The organism is Pseudomonas sp. GNP012 (assembly GCF_054343835.1).
In genome coordinates this window covers 4,050,700-4,071,730 of sequence record NZ_JBTGUU010000001.1, presented here as the reverse complement: position 1 = coordinate 4,071,730, position 21,031 = coordinate 4,050,700, and the positions used below count along the sequence as shown (strand labels likewise).

The window sequence follows — 21,031 nt, the reverse complement described above, 5'->3', positions numbered from 1 at the left end:
GAGCTTGCTCCCGCTGGGCTGCGAAGCGGCCCCAAACTCAGCAAACGCGGTCAATCAGACAGAGTACGTAATTCGCTGGGCGACACCGCGGCGTCGAAGACGGGGCGAGGACTCCCTCGCCACAGAATCCAGTTTCCCGACTATTCGGGAATCAACCGTCCAACCCTTTCATAAAGCAACGCTGTGAATTCATCCCGATCACTCGAATGGTGACAACGTCGATGACAGTTCGGGCACAGCGCTACAGCATTGCTCGGACGGTCCGAACCTTCTTGGGCCAAATGCTTAACGTGATGAACCTCAAGAAACGGATTGCCCAACTTTTCAAATGGAGCAGGCTCGCCACAACCTTCGCATTTACCTCTAGCCTGTTGGCGAACCCACGCTCTCACTTCCGGATCACGAACATACGACTTTCCGCTGGACTGAGTTTGCTCTGGTTTCTCAATCCCCTTCGGTTCGACTTTGATCGGTTGTCGCTCAAGCTTTGCAGCTCGCTGCTCCAGCGTCGCCTCGTCCGCTGTCGGGGCGAAGTCTTCGGGAGTCAGAGGGCCTGGAGCATTGAGTGCTTCACGAATGCTCTTCGTAACATTAGCGCCGACATTCTTGGCAGGCTTGTATCCCTTGATAGGTTCTCGACCCAGCTCGACCATAACCGTAGAAATGTTCTGCATCCGAAACTCAACAGAACCTTTGGTCCGACCCGCCAAAGCACCCTCGCGCAGGACGCGATTTTCATGAGCCTTGTTGATCGCCTGTCCGTTCTGTTCGCGAGACAGCATTCTGAGATAGGCATCCACCGCAGCCTGGATCTCTGCCTCACTCCAATCGCCGTTGCTCTTTTCCGTATCCATACAATCGCCGAGGGTTAAATACCCTCGGACGATACTGAGTGGCCACTACGACTGTCTACGAAAATTCCTACGCATAGAAGAGAGGATTCTTGTAGGTGGTCCTACAAGCAGGGCATCTAACCCATCGATTGCTTCGACAATTGAAACACCTGCACAACCTTCCGCCACCAAGGTTTAACGACCGGCGTCCGCCGTTGCGTGTGATCGGGCAACAGGAAAGGCATGTCCCGCAGCCGAATCCACCCTTCATCCTGCCAGTGCAGCAGGCTCAGCGACATCTCCGGCCAATCCAACAAGCTCAGCATCGGACGATCCGAATTGTCCGACTGCCCCGCATCACGTAAGGCCGGCACCACTTGATGGGTGATCCACTCACGCAGCAAGCGATTTCCTGGTGCGTAGTGATAAACCAACAGCGCATAAACACCGGACTCACTGAGCATCAGCTGTTTTTCCGGTTGCCGGTAATACTCAATCCACAACGGGCGGTGTTGGTCTTTGTCCAGTTTGTTGACCATGCGCTCACTCAGATGGAAACCCATCAAGCGGCCGATATCGCGGGCACAGAACCACGGTTGATTTTCCAGGAGGAGAGCATGGAGAGGGAGATTGTGGCGGGTGAATACTGTTACAGAAAAGAGATCAGACATGGCCGATCTCCATGGTTCGGAGAGTGACGAGAAGGTTGTGTTCAGGCATATCCAGTACCTCTACGTTTGGACTTTGGCGGGCTTGACCCCCAACGTAGAGTGGACATAAGAAGCTCCAACGAGCAAAAGCCTCACACAGCCGTACGATAAATCACCAAGGGTGACTGCTCGTCTGTGTAATTGGCTTGCTTTCTACGTTGGGCGTTTCTTAGGCACCTGCAGTAGAGCTTAGGGCCGCATGGAATGGCCCTCAATACAGACGGTGCTGGAATACATGTAGGAGGTTTAACTACTACTGAGATTGCGATTAAGAGTTTTCCTACCCCACAAAAAAGCCCCGATCAGATCGGGGCTTTCAGATGTTCGATTTGTCGATTCAAGTCGTCAAATCGCGGCTAGCGTGGGAATTAATCCCAGCTAAGCGCACCACCGGTTTGGTATTCAATAACCCGAGTCTCAAAGAAATTCTTCTCTTTCTTCAAGTCCATGATCTCGCTCATCCAAGGGAACGGGTTAGTCGTCCCTGGATACTCTTCCTTCAAACCAATCTGCGACAGGCGACGGTTAGCGATGAACTTCAGGTAGTCCTCCATCATCGCCGCATTCATGCCCAACACGCCGCGAGGCATGGTGTCACGCGCGTATTCGATCTCCAGCTGAGTGCCCTGCAGAATCATCTGCGAAGCTTCTTCCTTCATCTCGGCATCCCACAAATGCGGGTTTTCGATTTTGATCTGGTTGATCACGTCGATGCCGAAGTTCAGGTGCATGGATTCGTCGCGCAGGATGTACTGGAACTGCTCGGCGACGCCGGTCATTTTGTTGCGGCGGCCCATGGAGAGGATCTGGGTGAAGCCGCAGTAGAAGAAGATGCCTTCCAGGACGCAGTAGTAGGCGATCAGGTTGCGCAGCAGTTCTTTGTCGGTTTCGACGGTGCCGGTTTCGAATTTCGGATCGGAGATCGAGCGGGTGTATTTCAGGCCCCAGGTGGCTTTTTTCGCGACCGATGGGATCTCGTGGTACATGTTGAAGATTTCGCCTTCATCCATGGCCAGCGATTCGATGCAGTACTGGTAGGCGTGGGTGTGGATCGCCTCTTCGAAGGCCTGGCGCAGGATGTACTGGCGACATTCCGGGTTGGTGATCAGGCGGTACACGGCCAGGACCAGGTTGTTGGCCACCAGGGAGTCGGCGGTGGAGAAGAAGCCGAGGTTGCGCATCACGATGCGGCGCTCGTCGTCGGTCAGGCCTTCCGGGTTTTTCCAGAGGGCGATGTCGGCGGTCATGTTGACTTCTTGCGGCATCCAGTGGTTTGCGCAGCCGTCCAGGTACTTCTGCCAGGCCCAGTCGTACTTGAAGGGTACGAGTTGGTTGAGGTCGGCGCGGCAGTTGATCATGCGCTTTTCGTCAACGGCGACACGGGCGGAGGCGCCTTCGAGTTCGGCGAGGCCTTCGGCGACGTCGAGGGAATCCAGGGCAGCTTTGGCGCGGGCAACGGCGGCGGAGTCAGCGGCGGTCACGGCACGGGCTTCCAGGGCGGCGGCACCGCCGGCGCTGTCGAGACGGTCCATGTTGGCTTCGGTGGCGTGGCCAGCGTTGGCGCTCTTGACTGCTACTTCCGTGTCTTCTTTGTCGAATTCGTCCCAGCTCAGCATGACGTGTCGTCTCCTGCGTGAGGGCCAGAGTGCCCGTGTGAAAATGGATAGGTTGGTTTTCACACGGCCTTACTGGCCGCGTTGGATCTAAAGGAATCGTTTTTTGCAGCAGCTATACGCAGGCATCAAACAGAATTTTGTACGGGGTTCCGAGAGCCACTGATGGGCGCAGCAAGCGGCGAGCGCCTGTGCGGGGCTTCAGACTGGCTTTTCATCCCTGTAAGGGGATATTGCAGGCCCGTTTAAGGCCGCATTATAGGGAAGTTTTGCGTGCTGTGGTGCGGCGAAATGGCTCACGGATCGGTCGACGGGGGCCGTATTTCGGTCGGAGCGAGGGTTTACAGGGCTTTGAACGGTTTTGGTGGGGGAAGATTTTTTTTCTTAATTTTTTGCCCTGGGAATTTTCTGTTCAAAAAATAACCAAAAAAGGCTTTTTTCACTACATCTTGTGTTTCTGTGGGGTTTTCTCAGGCTCCAGACACAACTAAGCCCGACCGAAGTCGGGCTGTGAAGTCACGCGGGTGGATCAGCTCAGGCGGCCTGCACCGACGTGATCGGCACCATCGGCGGCGAGGCGGGCGGCACCGGTGTGGTCAGCGCCGTCGGAAGCCAGCTTGCCGGCCCCCACGTGGTCGGCACCATCGGCGGCGAGGCGGGCGGCGCCAGTGTGGTCAGAGCCATCGGAAGCCAGTTTGCCGGCACCTACATGGTCGGCGCCATCGGCGGCAAAAGAGGCTGAACCGGTGTGGTCGTAACCGTCGGAAGCGACAGCCGCTTCAGTGGTGTAGGCGGCCGAGCCGGTGCGGTCGTACCCATCGGCGGCGAAGGTGTTGGCAGCCAGGACGGAGAGGGTCAGGGCGAGGATCAGTTGGGTTTTCATGGTCAGTGCTCCGGATTCGTGGGCGTTGTTTGTCTTGGGTTGAATTGGATACTACGTCGATTAATTCGATTAAAAAGCGCAAATAAATGCTTATAACAATCGATTTAATCGATTATTAAGGTTCGGCGCTTTATCTGCCTGATCGTGGCGGGTGGGTCGAACCTTATTGGGGGGAGGTGTGAAGCAGGGATCAGCCGTTAGAGCAACCGTTGCCCATCGCGCTGTAACGCAGGATATGTCGTTGACCGTTGGAATCTTCGTATTCCATTTTCATGGGGACAACTTCACAAACATTCGGTGCTTCGCTCATCGAGATTACTTTGGCGATGTCCAGATTCATCGAGTAAGTGTATTCCTCAATAGGCGGTTGTTGCTGTGCGACATCAGTCGGGACCTCGCTTGCCATGGCGGTTACGCACACGCTGCCGAGAGCCAGAACCCATAAAGCTTTCATTTAAGTTTTACCTTTCTAGGGTCGAGTGGGGGCACGCAATCCTTTTGAGATTGCGTGTGGAGCTTCAGTACCTGGGTGTTTGATTAACTGCCTTCGTGGGGGCTGTAACTTGGTTAATCAGGTTGCCTTGTTGGCGTGGCAGATTTTAGGGGGGCTGGATACGTTCATATAGACGTGGTTTTGATAAACACCTTTGACAGATCCTGTAACAATCCCTGAATAGCCTGTTCTTTTGTAGGAGCGAGCCTGCTCGCGATGAGCCAGGGAGCGCCGCGGGGTGTCAGATTGGGCGCGTTATCGTTGACGACCATCGCGAGCGAGCTCGCTCCTACAGGTACCGCTTTTGTAGGGGCGAGCCTGCTCGCGATGAGCCAGGGAGCACCGCGGGGTGTCAGATTGGGCGCGTTATCGTTGACGACCATCGCGAGCAGGCTCGCTCCCACAGGTATCGCTTTTGTAGGAGCGAGCTTGCTCGCGATGAGCCAGAGAGCTCCGCGGGGTGTCAGATTGGGCGCGTTATCGTTGACGACCATCGCGAGCGAGCTCGCTCCCACAGGTGCCGCGGTGGTATTGGGTTTGACGGGTATTCACGACATTTTGTGTGGGCTTGTTACTACCATCGTCGAATGGTTCTATAGGCCCGGCCCGGCTACAACAGGGTCATACAAAAACAACTATTCCACCGAGGTAAGAAAGATGAGTGCGGCTTCCCTGTATCCCGTTCGTCCCGAGGTTCTGGCCAACACCCTGACCGACGAGGCGACCTACAAGGCCATGTACCAGCAGTCGGTCGTCAACCCGGACGGCTTCTGGCGCGAGCAAGCCAAGCGCCTCGACTGGATCAAGCCTTTCACCACGGTGAAGCAGACCTCCTTCGACGACCACCATGTCGACATCAAGTGGTTCGCCGACGGCACCCTGAACGTTTCCTACAACTGCCTCGACCGTCATCTGGCCGAGCGCGGCGACCAGGTCGCGATCATCTGGGAAGGCGATGACCCTGCCGAAAGCCGCAACATCACCTACCGCGAGTTGCACGAACAAGTCTGCAAGTTCGCCAACGCCCTGCGCGGCCAGGACGTGCACCGCGGCGACGTGGTGACGATCTACATGCCGATGATCCCCGAAGCCGTGGTCGCCATGCTGGCCTGCACCCGGATCGGCGCGATTCACTCGGTGGTGTTCGGCGGGTTCTCGCCGGAAGCCCTGGCCGGTCGCATCATCGACTGCAAATCCAAAGTGGTGATCACCGCCGACGAAGGCATTCGTGCCGGCAAGAAGATCCCGCTCAAGGCCAACGTCGACGACGCCCTGACCAACCCGGAAACCAGCAGCATCCAGAAAGTCATCGTGTGCAAGCGCACCGGTGGCCAGATCAAGTGGAACCAGCACCGCGACATCTGGTTCGAGGACCTGATGAAAGTGGCCGGCACCGTGTGCGCGCCCAAAGAAATGGGCGCCGAAGAAGCGCTGTTCATCCTTTACACCTCCGGCTCCACCGGCAAGCCGAAGGGCGTGCAGCACACCACCGGCGGCTACCTGCTGTACGCCGCCATGACCCACGAGCGCGTGTTCGACTACCGCCCGGGCGAGATCTACTGGTGCACCGCCGACGTCGGCTGGGTCACCGGCCACAGCTACATCGTCTACGGCCCGCTGGCCAACGGCGCGACCACCCTGCTGTTCGAAGGCGTGCCGAACTACCCGGACATCACCCGGGTGGCGAAGATCGTCGACAAGCACAAGGTCAACATCCTCTACACGGCGCCGACCGCGATCCGCGCCATGATGGCCTCGGGCACAGCCGCTGTTGAAGGCGCCGATGGCAGCAGCCTGCGCCTGTTGGGTTCGGTGGGCGAGCCGATCAACCCGGAAGCCTGGGACTGGTACTACAAGAACGTCGGCAAGTCCCGTTGCCCGATCGTCGACACCTGGTGGCAGACCGAAACCGGCGGCAACATGATGAGCCCGCTGCCGGGCGCCCATGCACTCAAGCCGGGTTCGGCGGCGCGTCCGTTCTTCGGCGTGGTGCCGGCCCTGGTGGATAACCTGGGCAACATCATCGAAGGCGAGGCCGAGGGCAACCTGGTGATTCTCGATTCGTGGCCGGGCCAGGCGCGTACGCTGTTTGGCGATCACGACCGCTTCGTCGACACCTACTTCAAGACCTTCCGTGGCATGTACTTCACCGGTGACGGCGCCCGTCGCGATGCCGATGGCTACTACTGGATCACCGGGCGCGTGGACGACGTGCTCAACGTCTCCGGCCACCGCATGGGCACCGCCGAGATCGAAAGCGCGATGGTCGCGCACCCGAAAGTCGCCGAAGCGGCGGTGGTCGGTGTGCCGCACGACATCAAGGGACAGGGCATTTATGTCTATGTCACCCTGAAAAACGGTGAAGAGCCGAACGAGCAACTGCGCCTGGAGCTGAAGAACTGGGTGCGCAAGGAGATCGGGCCGATTGCCTCGCCGGATGTGATCCAATGGGCACCGGGGCTGCCGAAGACTCGTTCGGGCAAGATCATGCGGCGGATTCTGCGCAAGATTGCTACGGCTGAATATGATGGGTTGGGGGATATTTCCACCCTGGCGGATCCGAGTGTGGTGCAGCATTTGATTGATACGCACAAGACCATGAATGTCGCGTAAGCGGCGGTTCTGAGTTATCGAAGCCCCGTCAGGTGTTGAGCCTGGTGGGGCTTTTTTGTGTCTGAAGTTTTTGTGTCGAATTTGCTGGCCTCTTCGCGAGCAAGCCCGCTCCCACATTAAATCTGTGCGGACACAAATTCTGTGTCCACTCGAGATCAAATGTGGGAGCGGGCTTGCTCGCGAAGGCGGTTTGTCAGGCAATACAGCAACATCAGCCAATAATTATCGGGTTTCTCTGTCGGCATTTTCCTACTGTTACCCGAGATCTTTCAGGTTACTGAATGTGTAACCGCGTCGCGCCAATGCGGGGCATTGGGAAACGCCCAGACCCAAAGCAGAGGCTAAAAACCACCGCTGAAAAATAAGACCCCACGCTGCGCTTGCCGGATTAGAAGGGTTTGCCAATAATAGGCCCGCAATTTGCAACATAGATCGGTTCCATGTCTTTTGCTCTTGCATGATTTCGCAGGGCTGTCAACGCGCTAAAACGACTTTCTCGGTGCTTCTGTAATTAGTTGTCGCATTGAAGAAATATCGGCCTCGGGCCTGTCGTTAGAATGCCGATCACTCGCTCGTCGTTGCCCGTGTTGAATTTAAACGCCGGCTTCCCAGGACGCAGCACTGCTTTCCGGTTCCACTCATTCGCATATTGGGCTGTTGCTCACTCTGCCGTTTTTGCCCTTTACCGATGGAGTCCCAAGATGAAGAAACTCGTGCTGCTTGGCGCCCTGGCACTGTCCGTGCTGTCGCTGCCATCCTTCGCCGATGAAAAGCCTCTGAAAATTGGTATCGAAGCGGCTTACCCTCCGTTCGCTTCCAAAGCACCGGACGGCAGCATCGTTGGTTTCGACTACGACATCGGCAACGCCTTGTGCGAAGAGATGAAGGTCAAGTGCGTGTGGGTCGAGCAAGAGTTCGACGGCCTGATCCCGGCACTGAAAGTGCGCAAGATCGACGCGATCCTGTCGTCCATGTCGATCACTGAAGATCGCAAGAAGTCCGTGGACTTCACCAACAAGTACTACAACACCCCGGCTCGCCTGGTCATGAAGGCCGGCACCCAGGTCAGCGAAGGCCTGACCGAGCTCAAGGGCAAGAACATCGGCGTACAGCGTGGTTCGATCCATGAGCGTTTCGCCCGTGAAGTCCTGGCCCCGCTGGGTGCCGAGATCAAGCCATACGGCTCGCAAAACGAAATTTACCTCGATGTGGCCGCCGGCCGCCTCGACGGCACCGTGGCAGACGCTACGCTTCTGGATGACGGTTTCCTGAAAACCGACGCCGGTAAAGGTTTCGCCTTCGTCGGCCCTGCATTCACCGACGTCAAATACTTCGGCGACGGTGTAGGCATCGCGGTGCGCAAGGGCGACAAGGCTGAGCTGGACAAGCTCAACGCCGCCATCGCCGCCATTCGCGAGAACGGCAAGTACAAGCAAATCCAGGACAAGTACTTCGCCTTCGATATCTACGGCAAGTAATACGCCCCGGCGACAAGTCCGAAATGGCGCAAGCAGCAGGATCTCTGAGGTTTGCGCCATTTTTTCATCCCAACTTTCGAGGACCTGAATCATGTTGAAAGGCTACGGGGCTGTCATCCTCGATGGCGCTTGGCTGACGCTTCAGCTCGCCTTGTCGTCCATGGCCATGGCCATCGTTCTGGGCCTGATCGGCGTGGCACTGCGTCTGTCGCCGGTGCGCTGGCTGGCCTGGCTGGGCGACCTGTATTCCACGGTGATCCGCGGTATTCCCGACCTGGTGCTGATCCTGCTGATTTTCTACGGCGGCCAGGACTTGCTCAACCGCGTCGCACCGTTGCTCGGCTTTGACGAGTACATCGACCTGAACCCGTTGGCTGCCGGTATCGGTACCTTGGGTTTCATCTTCGGTGCGTACCTGTCGGAAACCTTCCGGGGTGCGTTCATGGCGATCCCCAAGGGTCAGGCCGAAGCCGGCATGGCGTACGGCATGAGCAGTTTCCAGGTGTTCTTCCGGGTGTTGGTGCCACAGATGATTCGCCTGGCGATTCCGGGTTTCACCAACAACTGGCTGGTATTGACCAAGGCGACCGCGCTGATTTCGGTGGTCGGCCTGCAGGACATGATGTTCAAGGCCAAGCAGGCGGCCGATGCCACCCGCGAGCCTTTCACCTTCTTCCTCGCAGTGGCGGCGATGTACCTGGTGATCACCAGTGTGTCGTTGCTGGCATTGCGTCACCTTGAGAAGCGCTACTCGGTAGGCGTAAGGGCGGCTGATCTATGATCTTCGACTACAACGTCATTTGGGAGGCCTTGCCGCTGTACTTCGGCGGCCTGGTGACCACCCTCAAACTGCTCGCGCTGTCGCTGTTCTTCGGCTTGCTGTGCGCATTGCCGCTGGGCCTGATGCGCGTCTCGAAGAACCCGGTGGTCAACATGTCCGCCTGGCTCTATACCTACGTGATCCGCGGCACACCGATGCTGGTGCAGCTGTTTTTGATCTACTACGGTCTGGCGCAGTTCGAAGCGGTGCGTGAGAGCTTCCTCTGGCCGTGGCTGTCCAGCGCAACCTTCTGTGCGTGCCTGGCATTCGCGATCAACACCAGCGCCTACACCGCCGAGATCATCGCCGGCAGCCTGCGGGCCACGCCGAACGGCGAGATCGAAGCGGCCAAGGCCATGGGCATGTCGCGCTTCAAGATGTACAAGCGCATCCTGCTGCCGTCGGCCCTGCGCCGGGCGCTGCCGCAGTACAGCAACGAAGTGATCATGATGCTGCAGACCACCAGTCTGGCGTCCATCGTGACCCTGATCGACATCACCGGTGCCGCGCGCACGGTCAACGCCCAGTTCTACCTGCCGTTCGAGGCCTACATCACCGCCGGCGTGTTCTACCTGTGCCTGACCTTCATCCTGGTGAAGCTGTTCAAGATGGCCGAGCGCCGCTGGCTGGGCTACCTGGCCCCGCGGAAGCACTGATATGGAACGCATCGATCATGCTTTGCCGTGGAGCCACCTGGGCAGCGAACGCCGGATTTCGGTGTTCCGCTTCGGTAGTGGCGAGCGCAAGGCGTATATCCAGGCCAGCCTGCACGCCGATGAGCTGCCGGGCATGCGCACGGCGTTCGAGCTGAAAAAGCGTCTGGCCGAACTCGAAGTCCAGGGCTTGCTCAATGGTGTGGTCGAACTGGTGCCGGTGGCTAATCCACTGGGGCTGGGTCAACTGCTTCAGGGCAATCATCAAGGGCGTTTCGAGGCGGGCAGTGGCAAGAACTTCAACCGCGATTTCGTCGAGTTGAGCGCACCTGTGGCGGCTGCACTGGCAGAAAGCCTGGGTGACGATCCGCACGCCAACACTCGCCTGATCCGTCAGGCGATGGTCGATCATCTGGCCGCTTTGCCAGAGGCGAGCAGCCAGTTGCAAGGCATGCAGCGGGTTCTGCTCAGCCACGCCTGCACCGCCGATGTGGTACTGGATCTGCATTGTGACGCCGAAGCGGCGCTGCACATGTACGCCTTGCCGCAGCACTGGCCGCAGTGGCGTTCGCTGGCTGCGCACCTGAATGTGCGGGTTGGTTTGCTGGCGGAAGATTCCGGCGGCAGTTCGTTCGACGAAGCCTGTTCGTTGCCGTGGTTGCGCCTGTCGCGTCTGTTCCCGGAGGCGCAAATTCCGCTGGCCTGCCTGGCGACTACCATTGAATTAGGGGGGCAGGCCGATACCGGTCGCGCCGAGGCTTGCGCCCATGCCGAAGGCATTCTGGCCTTCCTTGCCGAGCAAGGATTGATCAGTGGCGAATGGCCGAAGCCTGCGCAAGACCCTTGCGAAGGCATGCCATTCGAAGGCACTGAATTGTTGTTGGCACCACACCCCGGTGTGGTGAGTTTCCTGCGTAAGCCCGGTGAGTGGGTTGAAGCGGGTGACGAGATTTTTGAAGTGATCGATCCGTTGGCGGATCGGGTCAGCACGGTGTGTGCTGGTACGTCCGGGGTGCTGTTTGCCATTGAACGGCTGCGTTATGCCCAACCCGGTTTCTGGCTGGCCAAGGTGGCGGGGCGCGAAGCGCTGCGTCACGGGCGCTTGCTCAACGACTGACTGACTGTTTTTGTGAGAACCGATCGCATGTACAAACTTGAAGTCCAAGACCTGCATAAACGCTACGGCAGTCACGAAGTGCTCAAGGGCGTGTCCCTGAAAGCGGCAGCCGGCGATGTGATCAGCATCATCGGCTCCAGTGGCTCCGGCAAAAGTACCTTCCTGCGCTGCATCAACCTGCTGGAGCAGCCGCACGCGGGCAAGATCCTGCTCAACAACGAAGAGTTGAAGCTGGTAGCGAACAAGGACGGCGCGTTGAAAGCCGCCGACCCGAAACAGCTGCAACGCATGCGTTCGCGCCTGTCGATGGTGTTCCAGCATTTCAACCTGTGGTCGCACATGACCGCGCTGGAAAACATCATGGAAGCGCCGGTGCATGTGCTCGGCGTGTCCAAGGCCGAAGCCCGCGAAAAAGCCGAACACTACCTGAACAAGGTCGGCGTGGCCCATCGCAAAGACGCTTACCCGGGCCACATGTCCGGCGGCGAGCAGCAGCGCGTGGCGATTGCCCGTGCACTGGCGATGGAACCTGAGGTGATGCTGTTCGACGAACCGACCTCGGCCCTTGACCCGGAGTTGGTTGGCGACGTGTTGAAGGTCATGCAGGCCCTGGCCCAGGAAGGCCGGACCATGGTGGTGGTGACCCACGAAATGGGCTTCGCCCGTGAAGTGTCGAACCAGCTGGTGTTTCTGCACAAAGGTGTGGTCGAAGAAAGCGGCAACCCGCGCGAAGTGCTGGTGAACCCGCAATCGGAGCGTCTGCAGCAATTCCTCTCGGGCAGCCTGAAGTAATCAGGGCTGCCGTTGTGCACCGGGATAGTGCATGCTTCGCAACCTAAAGGCCAGCCCCGATCCCTTGTGGGAGCGGGCTTGCTCGCGAATGCGGTGGGTCAGTTTGCTTCTATGCCACAGACACACCGCCTTCGCGAGCAAGCCCGCTCCCACATTTGATCCGGGGCGGTTTCGAGATTTGCGTTCATTTACGGGCTAGCATTGGCCCATGCCTTCATCACTGTTCTTCGTTTCGGATTGCCCGCCATGACTGCCCATCGAATTGGTTTCCTGATTTGGCCCAGCACTAAAGCACTGACGCTTGCGCTGGCTGAGGAGGCCTTGCGTGTTGCCCAGCGTGTGCATCCGGACGTGGTTTACGAACTGTCGTTCCTGCAGGCCGAAGCCATTACAGAGGCCGCGGCCGACAGCGCCTGGCAATTGCCGGGTGAGGCATGGACCGGCAAGCTGGAAAACTTCCAGAAACTGTTCCTGCTCGCTGATGAGCCACCGACCGCACTGGCGCCGGCACTCAGCAGTGCGCTCAAACAGCTGGTGCGCTCCGGTTGCGTGATCGGCGGTCTGTCGGCCGGTGTTTACCCGTTGGCGCAACTCGGTTTGCTCGATGGCTATCGCGCGGCCGTGCATTGGCGCTGGCAGGATGATTTCGCCGAGCGCTTTCCGAAGGTCATCGCCACCAGTCACTTGTTCGACTGGGATCGCGATCGCCTGACCGCGTGCGGCGGCATGTCGGTGCTCGACTTGCTGCTGGCCGTGTTGGCTCGCGACCATGGTGCGGAGCTGGCGGGTGCCGTATCCGAAGAACTGGTGGTCGAGCGCATCCGCGAGGGCGGCGAGCGCCAGCGTATCCCGTTGCAGAACCGTCTCGGCTCCAGCCATCCGAAGCTCACGCAAGCCGTGTTGCTGATGGAGGCCAACATCGAAGAGCCGCTGACCACCGACGAAATCGCCCAGCATGTGTGCGTGTCCCGTCGGCAGCTGGAGCGGATCTTCAAGCAATACCTCAACCGTGTGCCGAGCCAGTACTACCTGGAACTGCGCCTGAACAAGGCCCGGCAGATGTTGATGCAAACCAGCAAGTCGATCATCCAGATCGGCCTGTCCTGTGGCTTCTCCTCGGGGCCGCATTTCTCCAGCGCCTATCGCAACTTCTTCGGTGCCACGCCGCGGGAAGATCGCAACCAGCGGCGCAGCAGCAGCCCGTTCGAATTGTCATCGGTGCCACCGGAACGCGGGTAGCCAGTACTCAGTCTTCAATGTCGGTGTCGGGCGCCCCATCCACCGGCACCGGCATGTCGGCTATCTCGTCGATACCCAGATCATTCTCGGTTGCGCGAAAGTACGCAGCGATGCGGTGCAAGCTTTGCGCATTGAACGGGTTGCCGCTGAAGTCAAAGCTTTCTCCGACACCCGGGTCCACCTCCATGAGTTCGGGCGGCATCTCGGTAATGGCGTTGAAGCTCAGGTCGACGTCGGTCCAGGTCGTGATGCTCAGCACTCCCTTGGGGATTTCAGTGATGCCCGTGTGGCTCAAGTCCAGTGAGGATATTTCTGTCATGTGGCTAAGGTCAGGGCTTGGACCGAGTGGATTGTCCCGCAGGCTCAAGTAGTCAAGGTGCTCCATGCCCGCCAGGGCCTCTACGGTTTCCGGAGTCAGCGTAATGCCACACTCCGACAAGCTCAGCACCGACAACCTGCCCATTCTGAAGATGGCTTCGGGAAGGTTGCCCAGGTGGTATCCCCGTATGGTCAGGGTGTCCAGGTTGGCAAAACTGTCCAGGAACCGGCCAAGTCCAGGTGCAATGCCATGAGTGGTCGTCAGGTACATTTCGGGCACATGACTGAAGTCGGCTGACAGCGTCGGCAGGTCACCCAGGATTGGCAGGTGTGAGATGAATCCGTACTCACCCACGGCAATGTTTTCGATGGGGATCTGGCGCCAGCAGCGTTCCAGGTTTTGCTTGAATTCGTCTCTTTTGACGTGCTCGGCAAACATCTCGTCGGCCGTCAGCGGGGCGCCAGTATCGGAATGGGTGTCGGGCACATCGGCCGTCCACCGGCTCAGCTCGATACCGAGTCGGGTGAGTTCGAGCTCGCGACGGGTCAGGTCAGCTCGACCCTCTGCGAGGGTGCCGGGTAAGCGATAGACGAAGTCGCTGGCCTCTTCGTTGTCCAGACTTGGGTAGAGGGCTTTGACGCGATCGATATCGACCTGTTCGGCATGGACTCCAAAGTCCTTTTCGGTTCGCTGATAGTGACGCTTGATGTGTTCCCGGGTGGTCGGGGACAGAGGGTTGTTGCCAAAATCAAATCCCTCGCTGATGTCGCCGGGCAGATCGAAGAGGGCGGTGGGCAATTCGGTGATCTGGTTGTCATTCAAAATGGCGGTTCGAATGCTCGGGTGATTCACCAGACCCTCGGGAATGCGGGTAATTGCGGTACCGGAAAGATCGACGTAGGTCAGCTTCGGCATGTTTTCCAGGGAAGGGCACACACCGAGCGGGTTTTTATACAGGTCGAGCGCAGTCAATTGGTTCAGGGCAGACAGGGTGGCGCGACTCTGCTCTGTGAGGGTCACGGCGCAGTCGCTGAGGATGAGTGCGTCGAGTTGGGGCCATTGGGCAATGGCGTCCGGCAACTGCCCCAGTTCGAAGTTGCGTAGCGCCAGGCGGTTGAGGTTGGAAAACCCCTTCAAAAAATCATTCACACCACGGGTGGCACGATGACCTTCAAGCGTCACGCTGCGCACCTGAGGGAAATCGACGTTCAACTTTGGCAGCTCGCCAACAACCGGCTGGGAAAATTCAAAGGAAACCGGTACGCCGTGGGTGCTGTCGTAGGTGGCCTGACGCCGCCAGCAGTCGAGCAATCTGGCTATCATTTGTCGGCGTGCATACCGTTGACTGGCGAGCTGCTCGACGCTCAAGCGGATTTGCGTGCCCGGAACATACAACGGGATTTCGTCGCACCAGGTGCTCAATTGCTCAAACAATTGCGCGTGTTGATAAAACAGGCGCTGGAGTTCTGCGCGCGGTCCGCCGGGATTGGCTTGCAATCGTGCGGCAAAGGCTTGCAGTTCCTCTGGGTTCAGATGGGGAAACAGCCGATAGATGTGGCTTTGTAATGAAGGGGTATTGGCCGGCATCCGGTGATAACCATCGCCCCCGCCCAGCAAACGCATGACCGCCGGATCGTAGGCAGGCTTGAGATTCGGCCGTTGCGCCAGCAGCGCACGCAATGCTTCACGAGTGAGAGCGTGGGTGTGAATCAGCTGCTTGAGCCTTGCGCCCTCACCGATGTTGATGTTCAGGGCGATTCGTTCGCTGTCGGGCAGTGCCTGTAAGAGGCTGGAATAGAGGGAGTCGGTGCCACTGAGCTGTTCACCGGCGTCGTCGTAGGCCTGATAAGCCCCTTCATCGGTCAATACCAGCACCTTGCGCACGAGCGCATCCGGCTGGCCAATGCTGTCGATCAGCGGCCCATTGTGGGTGTATTGGCGGATTTCCAGGCGCAGTTGTCCCGACCAGCCAGGCAAGCGTTCCAGGGTGTGCAACGCCAGGCGATCGGTGTCGAGATGGTTGCGCGTCGAGTACAGGTCGAGCCCTTCATAAGCGCGAGTGACGCGCACCTGCAGGCCGGCCTCCTGTGCCAGTTCCGTGAGGCGTTTGGACAATGTTCCACGCTCCAGTTGCTCGCGTTCGGCGGCACTGGCGCTGTCGAGCAGTGCTTCGGCGAGGCTGGTTGGCAAACCGGGTTCGCTGTCGATAATACGCTGGACCAAGGGGCGCGCACCTTGTTCGATTTTGCGGTAGCGCTGGCTGAAGAGGGTTTCCCGTTTGTCGGCAGAAAGCGTTGTCAGGTAGCGGCGCACTGAGCGTGCGTCGGTGTTGCCTAGGTGTTGCAACAGGGTGTTGATCAGGTCGCCATCGTCCAGTTGCGCTAGGTTGATCTGCACCACGACCTGGTTGCCCACGCCGCGCTCCCAGAGGGTTTCTCCTGTTGCATCGACCAGTCGCAGCCCCTTGTCCGCTGGCCAGTTACCGTAGTCGCAGAGCAGTTCCAGTTGAATCAGCGGGTCAGCCTTCAGGTAATCGTCCGCACGATTGCTGCCGATTTGATCAATGAAGATCTGCAGGTCCTGATCAATCTTGAAGCGTTTGAGGGTGTCGGCCAGCAGCGGCGGTACCTGTTCGGCGTCGACATGCATCTTGCGCAAGGCGTTTTCGTGACAGCCGCTGATGCTGAGGATGCGCTCGCGCTCGCGCTCGGAAAAACGCTGTATGTCTGGGCCGAGGCGCCGCAGCAGGGTGGCCTGGTCCCAGGTCAGTGGCTGCTCGAGTTCGGTGTGCCAGGCCCCTTTTCCGTTGTGCCTCAGGGTGGGTTGGTAAGCTTCGGGACGCGTGGGGTGCTGGATGCGATGACGCCCGGTCAGCGGATCTTCGGTCACGGAGTAACGGCGGTTGTCCAGTGTCAGCAGGGTTTTGCCTTGATGGGCGTGCAGTCCCATCGAGTCGGGTTGCGCGTCGTTGGGGATCGCGACGGTTTGTTCGTAAGGCGTCAGGTCGGGCTTCCAATAGCGGGTTTCGCCATTGGGGCGTTTCACGGCGTTGAAGCGGTCGATGAATTGCACGACTTCCCGGGGCAGGACCGCGCGAAATTCGCTGACGGCGATCGTGCCACCTGCCGCGAAAGTGCCCAACTGCACTGCAGATTCAACCACCCCCATGAAATGCTCGAAGGCTTCGTTGGTCAGACCTTCTGCCCAGTCGACAACACCTTCGAAGGTGTCATCCAGCAGCTGATAGGCCGTGTAAGCCAGCATCAGCTCGCCAAGGAACGGGACGAACGGCAACGCGATGAAGGCTGCGATGTTCAGCAGCGCCGAGGCGATTTCCGTGAAGGAGTCCCATAACGCCCATCGGGCCTTGCGGTCGACCGTGGCCGTCGACACTGCGATCACGCGCGCGTCATTGAGGATCTTGTCGAGTTTGCGTTGATAGAGATGAACCCACAGGTCGCCTCTGATCGGCGTTACTGCCATTTGCAGGTCGGGACGCTGGTTGGGGTTTTCTCTCCAGGTCGGCCGTGGATCGCCGGGTGGGACCGGTTGCCAGGTGATAGGGTCGAGGCGGTTGTTCAGCTCGGCGAAGAAGTAACCGCGGTCTTCATGATTGATAAAACGACTGAAAAACTGTTGATAGTCGGGCGCCCGCAGGCGCTGGCTCAGTTCCTCGGCGAATGCCGCCGATGAGGGGTATTGCTTGATGGGATGTTCCGGGTCGTCAGGAATGTAGGCCACTACCCGGACCGTTTCGCGGGCGCGCTCCAGTTCCGGGGCGAACAGCACGATGCCGGTCAGGCGGGCATTCATGATCGTCAGTTCTTGGCATCGCCAGGATTGGTCGTGGCCATCGGAGAGCAGGCGAAGGAGCGGCTGATGAACGTCGCTGGCCAGCAGGTTTTGCATCTGCGCCATCTGCAGGGCGGCGGTCAGGGCGTTTTTTTGGCTTTCGCGAATTTTCGGTTGCAGGATCGCCGCAGCCACCGGGTTGCTGATGCCAAGGTTGTCTTCCAGGTATCTTTTATAGCGCTCGCCAATGTCGAGTTCGCGGCACAGTTGGGTGAACGCCGTGATGGGCATCTTCGCCAGAATCTGTGGCAGGGTGCTGAATTGCCCGGTGGGAGAGGGCGCAGTGATGTAAGTCGAGGCGGGCTCAAAGGCGTCGACTTCGGTTTCGGTGCTTTCGAAGTTGTGCAGCGCGGCGTCCAGCAACGACACGGTCCAGGTGCGCGCGGCTCCGGACTTCAGGCGCAGCCAGGGTATGTGCGCGGGAATGTAAAGACGCAGAAAGGTTTTACTGACGTCCGCTTCCAGGCCGAAACGTGTCTTGAGTGCGCCCTTGAGCATGGGTTCGGCGAAGTCAGCGGGGTTCAGCAGATTCGCCAGGGCCTGATCGACCCGGTTCTGGCTTGTCGTCTGCAGAGTAATGAGTCGGCCGAGTTCGGCGTGCTGATATTTAGATGCATCCCTGATGGAGGTGGGCAACACCGGCTTGATGTTGCGCAGCGCTTCACGCCGTTTTGGCGTGGTTTGGCGAAGCCAGGGCGCAATGACGTTCATCAGATGCTGATAATGCGCGTCGGACCTGAAAGTCTCAGGGATGTCGGGATTTTCGGTATTCATGGGGATAGGTCCACCATCGCGGTTGATAGACCGTCAGGAAAACCCGTAATCGAAGACGACGCGCGGTACATATCTACCGCATTCCTTGAATCGGCATGGGTTACGACACAGCGACCTGCCGCAAACGCCCGCCGCCAGTTAAACTGCGCCTTTGCGACCCTATATGTCGCATTGCCGTAAACCCGGGAAAATCCGGGGTTTGCGCTATAAGAAGTTGTCGCTTGGCGGCAAGGCCGGGCTGAAAACTGTCCTTACAATCCTCACCAAGCTCGCCAGTTTCAGGCGAGTGTTTTCTCTTCAGGAGACTCCGATGTCCGTTGAGCACGCTGCGGTACAACGCGCCGATTTCGATCAGGTAATGGTTCCCAACTATGCGCCTGCCGCATTCATTCCTGTGCGTGGCGCCGGTTCCCGCGTCTGGGACCAGTCCGGTCGCGAGCTGATCGACTTCGCCGGCGGGATTGCCGTTAACGTATTGGGCCACGCGCATCCGGCGCTGGTCGGTGCCTTGACCGAACAGGCGAACAAGCTGTGGCACGTGTCCAACGTGTTCACCAATGAGCCGGCCCTGCGCCTGGCGCACAAGCTGGTCGACGCCACCTTTGCCGACCGTGCCTTCTTCTGCAACTCCGGCGCCGAAGCCAACGAGGCCGCCTTCAAGCTGGCCCGTCGTGTCGGTTTCGACCGTTTCGGCAGCGAGAAGTACGAGATCATCGCCGCGCTCAACAGCTTCCACGGCCGTACCCTGTTCACCGTGAACGTCGGTGGCCAGTCAAAGTACTCCGATGGCTTCGGTCCGAAGATCACCGGCATCACCCACGTGCCGTACAACGATCTGGCCGCGCTGAAAGCCGCCATTTCCGACAAGACATGCGCTGTGGTGCTGGAGCCGATCCAGGGCGAAAGCGGTGTCATCCCGGCTGAACTCGAATACCTGCAAGGTGCCCGTGAACTGTGCACCGCGCACAACGCATTGCTGATCTTCGACGAAGTGCAAACCGGCATGGGCCGCACCGGCCACCTGTTCGCCTATCAGCATTACGGCGTGACTCCGGACATCCTGACCAGCGCCAAGAGCCTGGGCGGTGGTTTCCCGATCGCTGCCATGCTGACCACTGAAGAGCTGGCCAAGCACCTGGTCGTCGGCACCCACGGCACCACCTACGGCGGCAACCCGCTGGCGTGTGCGGTCGCGGAAGCAGTGATCGACGTGATCAACACCCCTGAAGTGCTGGCCGGCGTCAAGGCCAAGCACGACAAGTTCAAGGCGCGCCTTGAGCAGATCGGCGAAAAATACGGCCTGTTCACCAAGGTCCGTGGCATGGGTCTGTTGATTGGTTGCGTGTTGAGCGATGCGTGGAAAGGCAAGGCCAAGGACATCTTCAACGCCGCTGAAAAAGAAGGCCTGATGGTGCTGCAAGCCGGCCCGGACGTGGTGCGTTTCGCGCCAAGCCTGGTGGTGGAAGACGCCGATATCGATGCCGGCCTGGACCGCTTCGAACGTGCCGCGGCAAAACTGACGCAAGCCTGATAGACCCTTTGACGCCTGAGTTTTCGGGCGTCGAACCCAATTTTGATGCCGGGCACGATCAAATGTGGGAGCGGGCTTGCTCGCGAAAGCGGTGTATCAGTCAACATTTTTACTGTCTGACCCACCGCTTTCGCGAGCAAGCCCGCTCCCACACTGATCTCTGTGTAGGCCCGGGATTTTTCTTCTGTAAGTTCTGAGATTAAGGAGTGACACCATGCTGGTGATGCGCCCCGCGCAAATGGCTGATCTGGGCGAGGTACAGCGTCTGGCTGCGGACAGTCCGATTGGTGTCACTTCCTTGCCGGATGACGTTGAGCGCCTGAGCGACAAGATCGCGGCAAGCGAAGCCTCGTTCGCCGCCGAAGTGAGCTTCAACGGTGAGGAAAGCTATTTCTTCGTCCTCGAAGACAGTGCCACCGGCAAGCTGGTCGGTTGCTCGGCCATCGTGGCGTCGGCCGGTTACTCCGAGCCGTTCTACAGCTTTCGCAACGAAACCTTCGTCCACGCTTCACGCGAGCTGAAGATTCACAACAAGATCCACGTGCTCTCCCAGTGCCACGACCTGACCGGCAACAGCTTGCTGACCAGTTTCTACGTGCAGCGCGATCTGGTGGGTTCGCCGTGGTCGGAACTCAACTCCCGTGGCCGCTTGCTGTTCGTGGCCAGCCATCCGGAGCGTTTTGCCGATTCCGTGGTGACCGAGATCGTCGGTTACAGCGATGAAAACGGCGACTCGCCATTCTGGGATGCCATCGGGCGCAACTTTTTCGACCTCAACTACGCTGAAGCCGAGCGTCTGTGCGGCCTCAAGAGCCGTACGTTCCTCGCCGAACTGATGCCGCACTACCCGATCTACGTGCCCCTGCTGCCGGACTCCGCTCAAGAAGCGATGGGCCAGGTGCACCCGCGGGCGCAGATCACCTTCGACATCCTGATGCGCGAAGGCTTCGAGACCGATCACTACATCGACATTTTCGACGGCGGCCCGACCCTGCATGCCCGCGTCTCGGGGATCCGTTCGATCGCCCAGAGCCGCGTGGTGCCGGTGAAGATCGGCGAGCCGGTCAAAGGTGTCGGTCGCCAGTACCTGGTGGCCAACGCCCAGTTGCAGGACTACCGCGCAGTCATGCTCGAGCTTGACTACGCACCGGGTAAACCGGTGACCCTGGACCTGGAAGCGGCCGAAGCCCTGGGCGTCGGCGAAGGTGCCAGCGTGCGCCTGGTGGCGGTTTAACGCCTGCTGCTATGCCTATAAAGAGTGAATGCTTAGTAAAGCAGCGAGTTTCACGGGTGGCGCAAGCCGCCCGTTTG

15 protein-coding genes are annotated in these 21,031 nt (G+C 59.0%); 9 read left to right on the top strand and 6 right to left on the bottom strand.

Annotation, left to right across the window (positions count from 1 at the left end):
• Positions 1 to 140: 140 nt before the first annotated feature.
• The 5 genes from ACXX83_RS18350 to ACXX83_RS18330 all read right to left on the bottom strand — a co-directional run bounded on the left by ACXX83_RS18350 (position 141) and on the right by ACXX83_RS18330 (position 4,493).
• Positions 141 to 854, bottom strand: coding sequence for an HNH endonuclease (locus ACXX83_RS18350; RefSeq protein WP_458549251.1), 714 nt, complete (start codon positions 852 to 854; stop codon positions 141 to 143).
• Between the two features lie 116 nt (positions 855 to 970).
• Positions 971 to 1,504 (bottom strand): BRO-N domain-containing protein, encoded by a 534-nt coding sequence (locus ACXX83_RS18345; protein WP_458549250.1) that lies wholly within the window; start codon positions 1,502 to 1,504, stop codon positions 971 to 973.
• Positions 1,505 to 1,911: 407 nt separating this feature from the next.
• Positions 1,912 to 3,159, bottom strand: a complete 1,248-nt coding sequence (locus tag ACXX83_RS18340; protein WP_007978181.1) for a ribonucleotide-diphosphate reductase subunit beta — start codon at positions 3,157 to 3,159, stop codon at positions 1,912 to 1,914.
• A gap of 526 nt (positions 3,160 to 3,685) precedes the next feature.
• Positions 3,686 to 4,039 carry a hypothetical protein gene (locus ACXX83_RS18335; RefSeq protein ID WP_218500647.1) on the bottom strand — a complete coding sequence of 118 codons (354 nt, stop codon included), beginning with the start codon at positions 4,037 to 4,039 and terminating at the stop codon, positions 3,686 to 3,688.
• 190 nt (positions 4,040 to 4,229) lie between these two features.
• On the bottom strand, positions 4,230 to 4,493 hold the full coding sequence (locus tag ACXX83_RS18330; protein WP_458549249.1) for a DUF2790 domain-containing protein: 264 nt from the start codon (positions 4,491 to 4,493) through the stop codon (positions 4,230 to 4,232).
• Positions 4,494 to 5,189: 696 nt separating this feature from the next.
• Here ACXX83_RS18330 and acs point away from each other — a divergent pair.
• The 7 genes from acs (at position 5,190) to argR (ending at position 13,244) form a co-directional block, all read left to right on the top strand.
• On the top strand, positions 5,190 to 7,145 hold the full coding sequence (acs, locus tag ACXX83_RS18325) for an acetate--CoA ligase (RefSeq protein ID WP_258682235.1): 1,956 nt from the start codon (positions 5,190 to 5,192) through the stop codon (positions 7,143 to 7,145).
• A 701-nt stretch (positions 7,146 to 7,846) separates the two neighbouring features.
• Positions 7,847 to 8,623, top strand: coding sequence for an L-arginine-binding protein AotJ (locus ACXX83_RS18320; RefSeq protein WP_008049550.1), 777 nt, complete (start codon positions 7,847 to 7,849; stop codon positions 8,621 to 8,623).
• A 91-nt stretch (positions 8,624 to 8,714) separates the two neighbouring features.
• On the top strand, positions 8,715 to 9,404 hold the full coding sequence (locus ACXX83_RS18315; RefSeq protein WP_015096506.1) for an ABC transporter permease: 690 nt from the start codon (positions 8,715 to 8,717) through the stop codon (positions 9,402 to 9,404).
• Positions 9,401 to 10,099: an ABC transporter permease gene (locus ACXX83_RS18310; protein WP_015096505.1), complete on the top strand. Its 699-nt coding sequence runs from the start codon at positions 9,401 to 9,403 to the stop codon at positions 10,097 to 10,099. Before ACXX83_RS18315 ends, ACXX83_RS18310 begins: the two co-directional genes overlap by 4 nt.
• A gap of 1 nt (position 10,100) precedes the next feature.
• Positions 10,101 to 11,213 (top strand): M14 family metallopeptidase, encoded by a 1,113-nt coding sequence (locus ACXX83_RS18305; protein ID WP_458549247.1) that lies wholly within the window; start codon positions 10,101 to 10,103, stop codon positions 11,211 to 11,213.
• A gap of 27 nt (positions 11,214 to 11,240) precedes the next feature.
• A complete protein-coding gene (locus ACXX83_RS18300; RefSeq protein ID WP_007971015.1) occupies positions 11,241 to 12,005 on the top strand; it encodes an ABC transporter ATP-binding protein in 765 nt (254 codons plus the stop codon).
• 246 nt (positions 12,006 to 12,251) lie between these two features.
• Positions 12,252 to 13,244 carry a transcriptional regulator ArgR gene (gene argR / locus ACXX83_RS18295; RefSeq protein ID WP_015096503.1) on the top strand — a complete coding sequence of 331 codons (993 nt, stop codon included), beginning with the start codon at positions 12,252 to 12,254 and terminating at the stop codon, positions 13,242 to 13,244.
• A 7-nt stretch (positions 13,245 to 13,251) separates the two neighbouring features.
• Here argR and ACXX83_RS18290 read toward each other — a convergent pair whose 3' ends face one another.
• Positions 13,252 to 18,189: a dermonecrotic toxin domain-containing protein gene (locus tag ACXX83_RS18290; protein WP_458549246.1), complete on the bottom strand. Its 4,938-nt coding sequence runs from the start codon at positions 18,187 to 18,189 to the stop codon at positions 13,252 to 13,254.
• Positions 18,190 to 18,499: 310 nt separating this feature from the next.
• On the opposite strand from ACXX83_RS18290, the gene ACXX83_RS18285 reads away from it, so the two are divergent.
• Positions 18,500 to 19,720: an aspartate aminotransferase family protein gene (locus ACXX83_RS18285; RefSeq protein ID WP_015096501.1), complete on the top strand. Its 1,221-nt coding sequence runs from the start codon at positions 18,500 to 18,502 to the stop codon at positions 19,718 to 19,720.
• Positions 19,721 to 19,934: 214 nt separating this feature from the next.
• Positions 19,935 to 20,954, top strand: coding sequence for an arginine/ornithine succinyltransferase subunit alpha (aruF, locus tag ACXX83_RS18280; RefSeq protein ID WP_007971023.1), 1,020 nt, complete (start codon positions 19,935 to 19,937; stop codon positions 20,952 to 20,954).
• Positions 20,955 to 21,031: the final 77 nt, after the last annotated feature.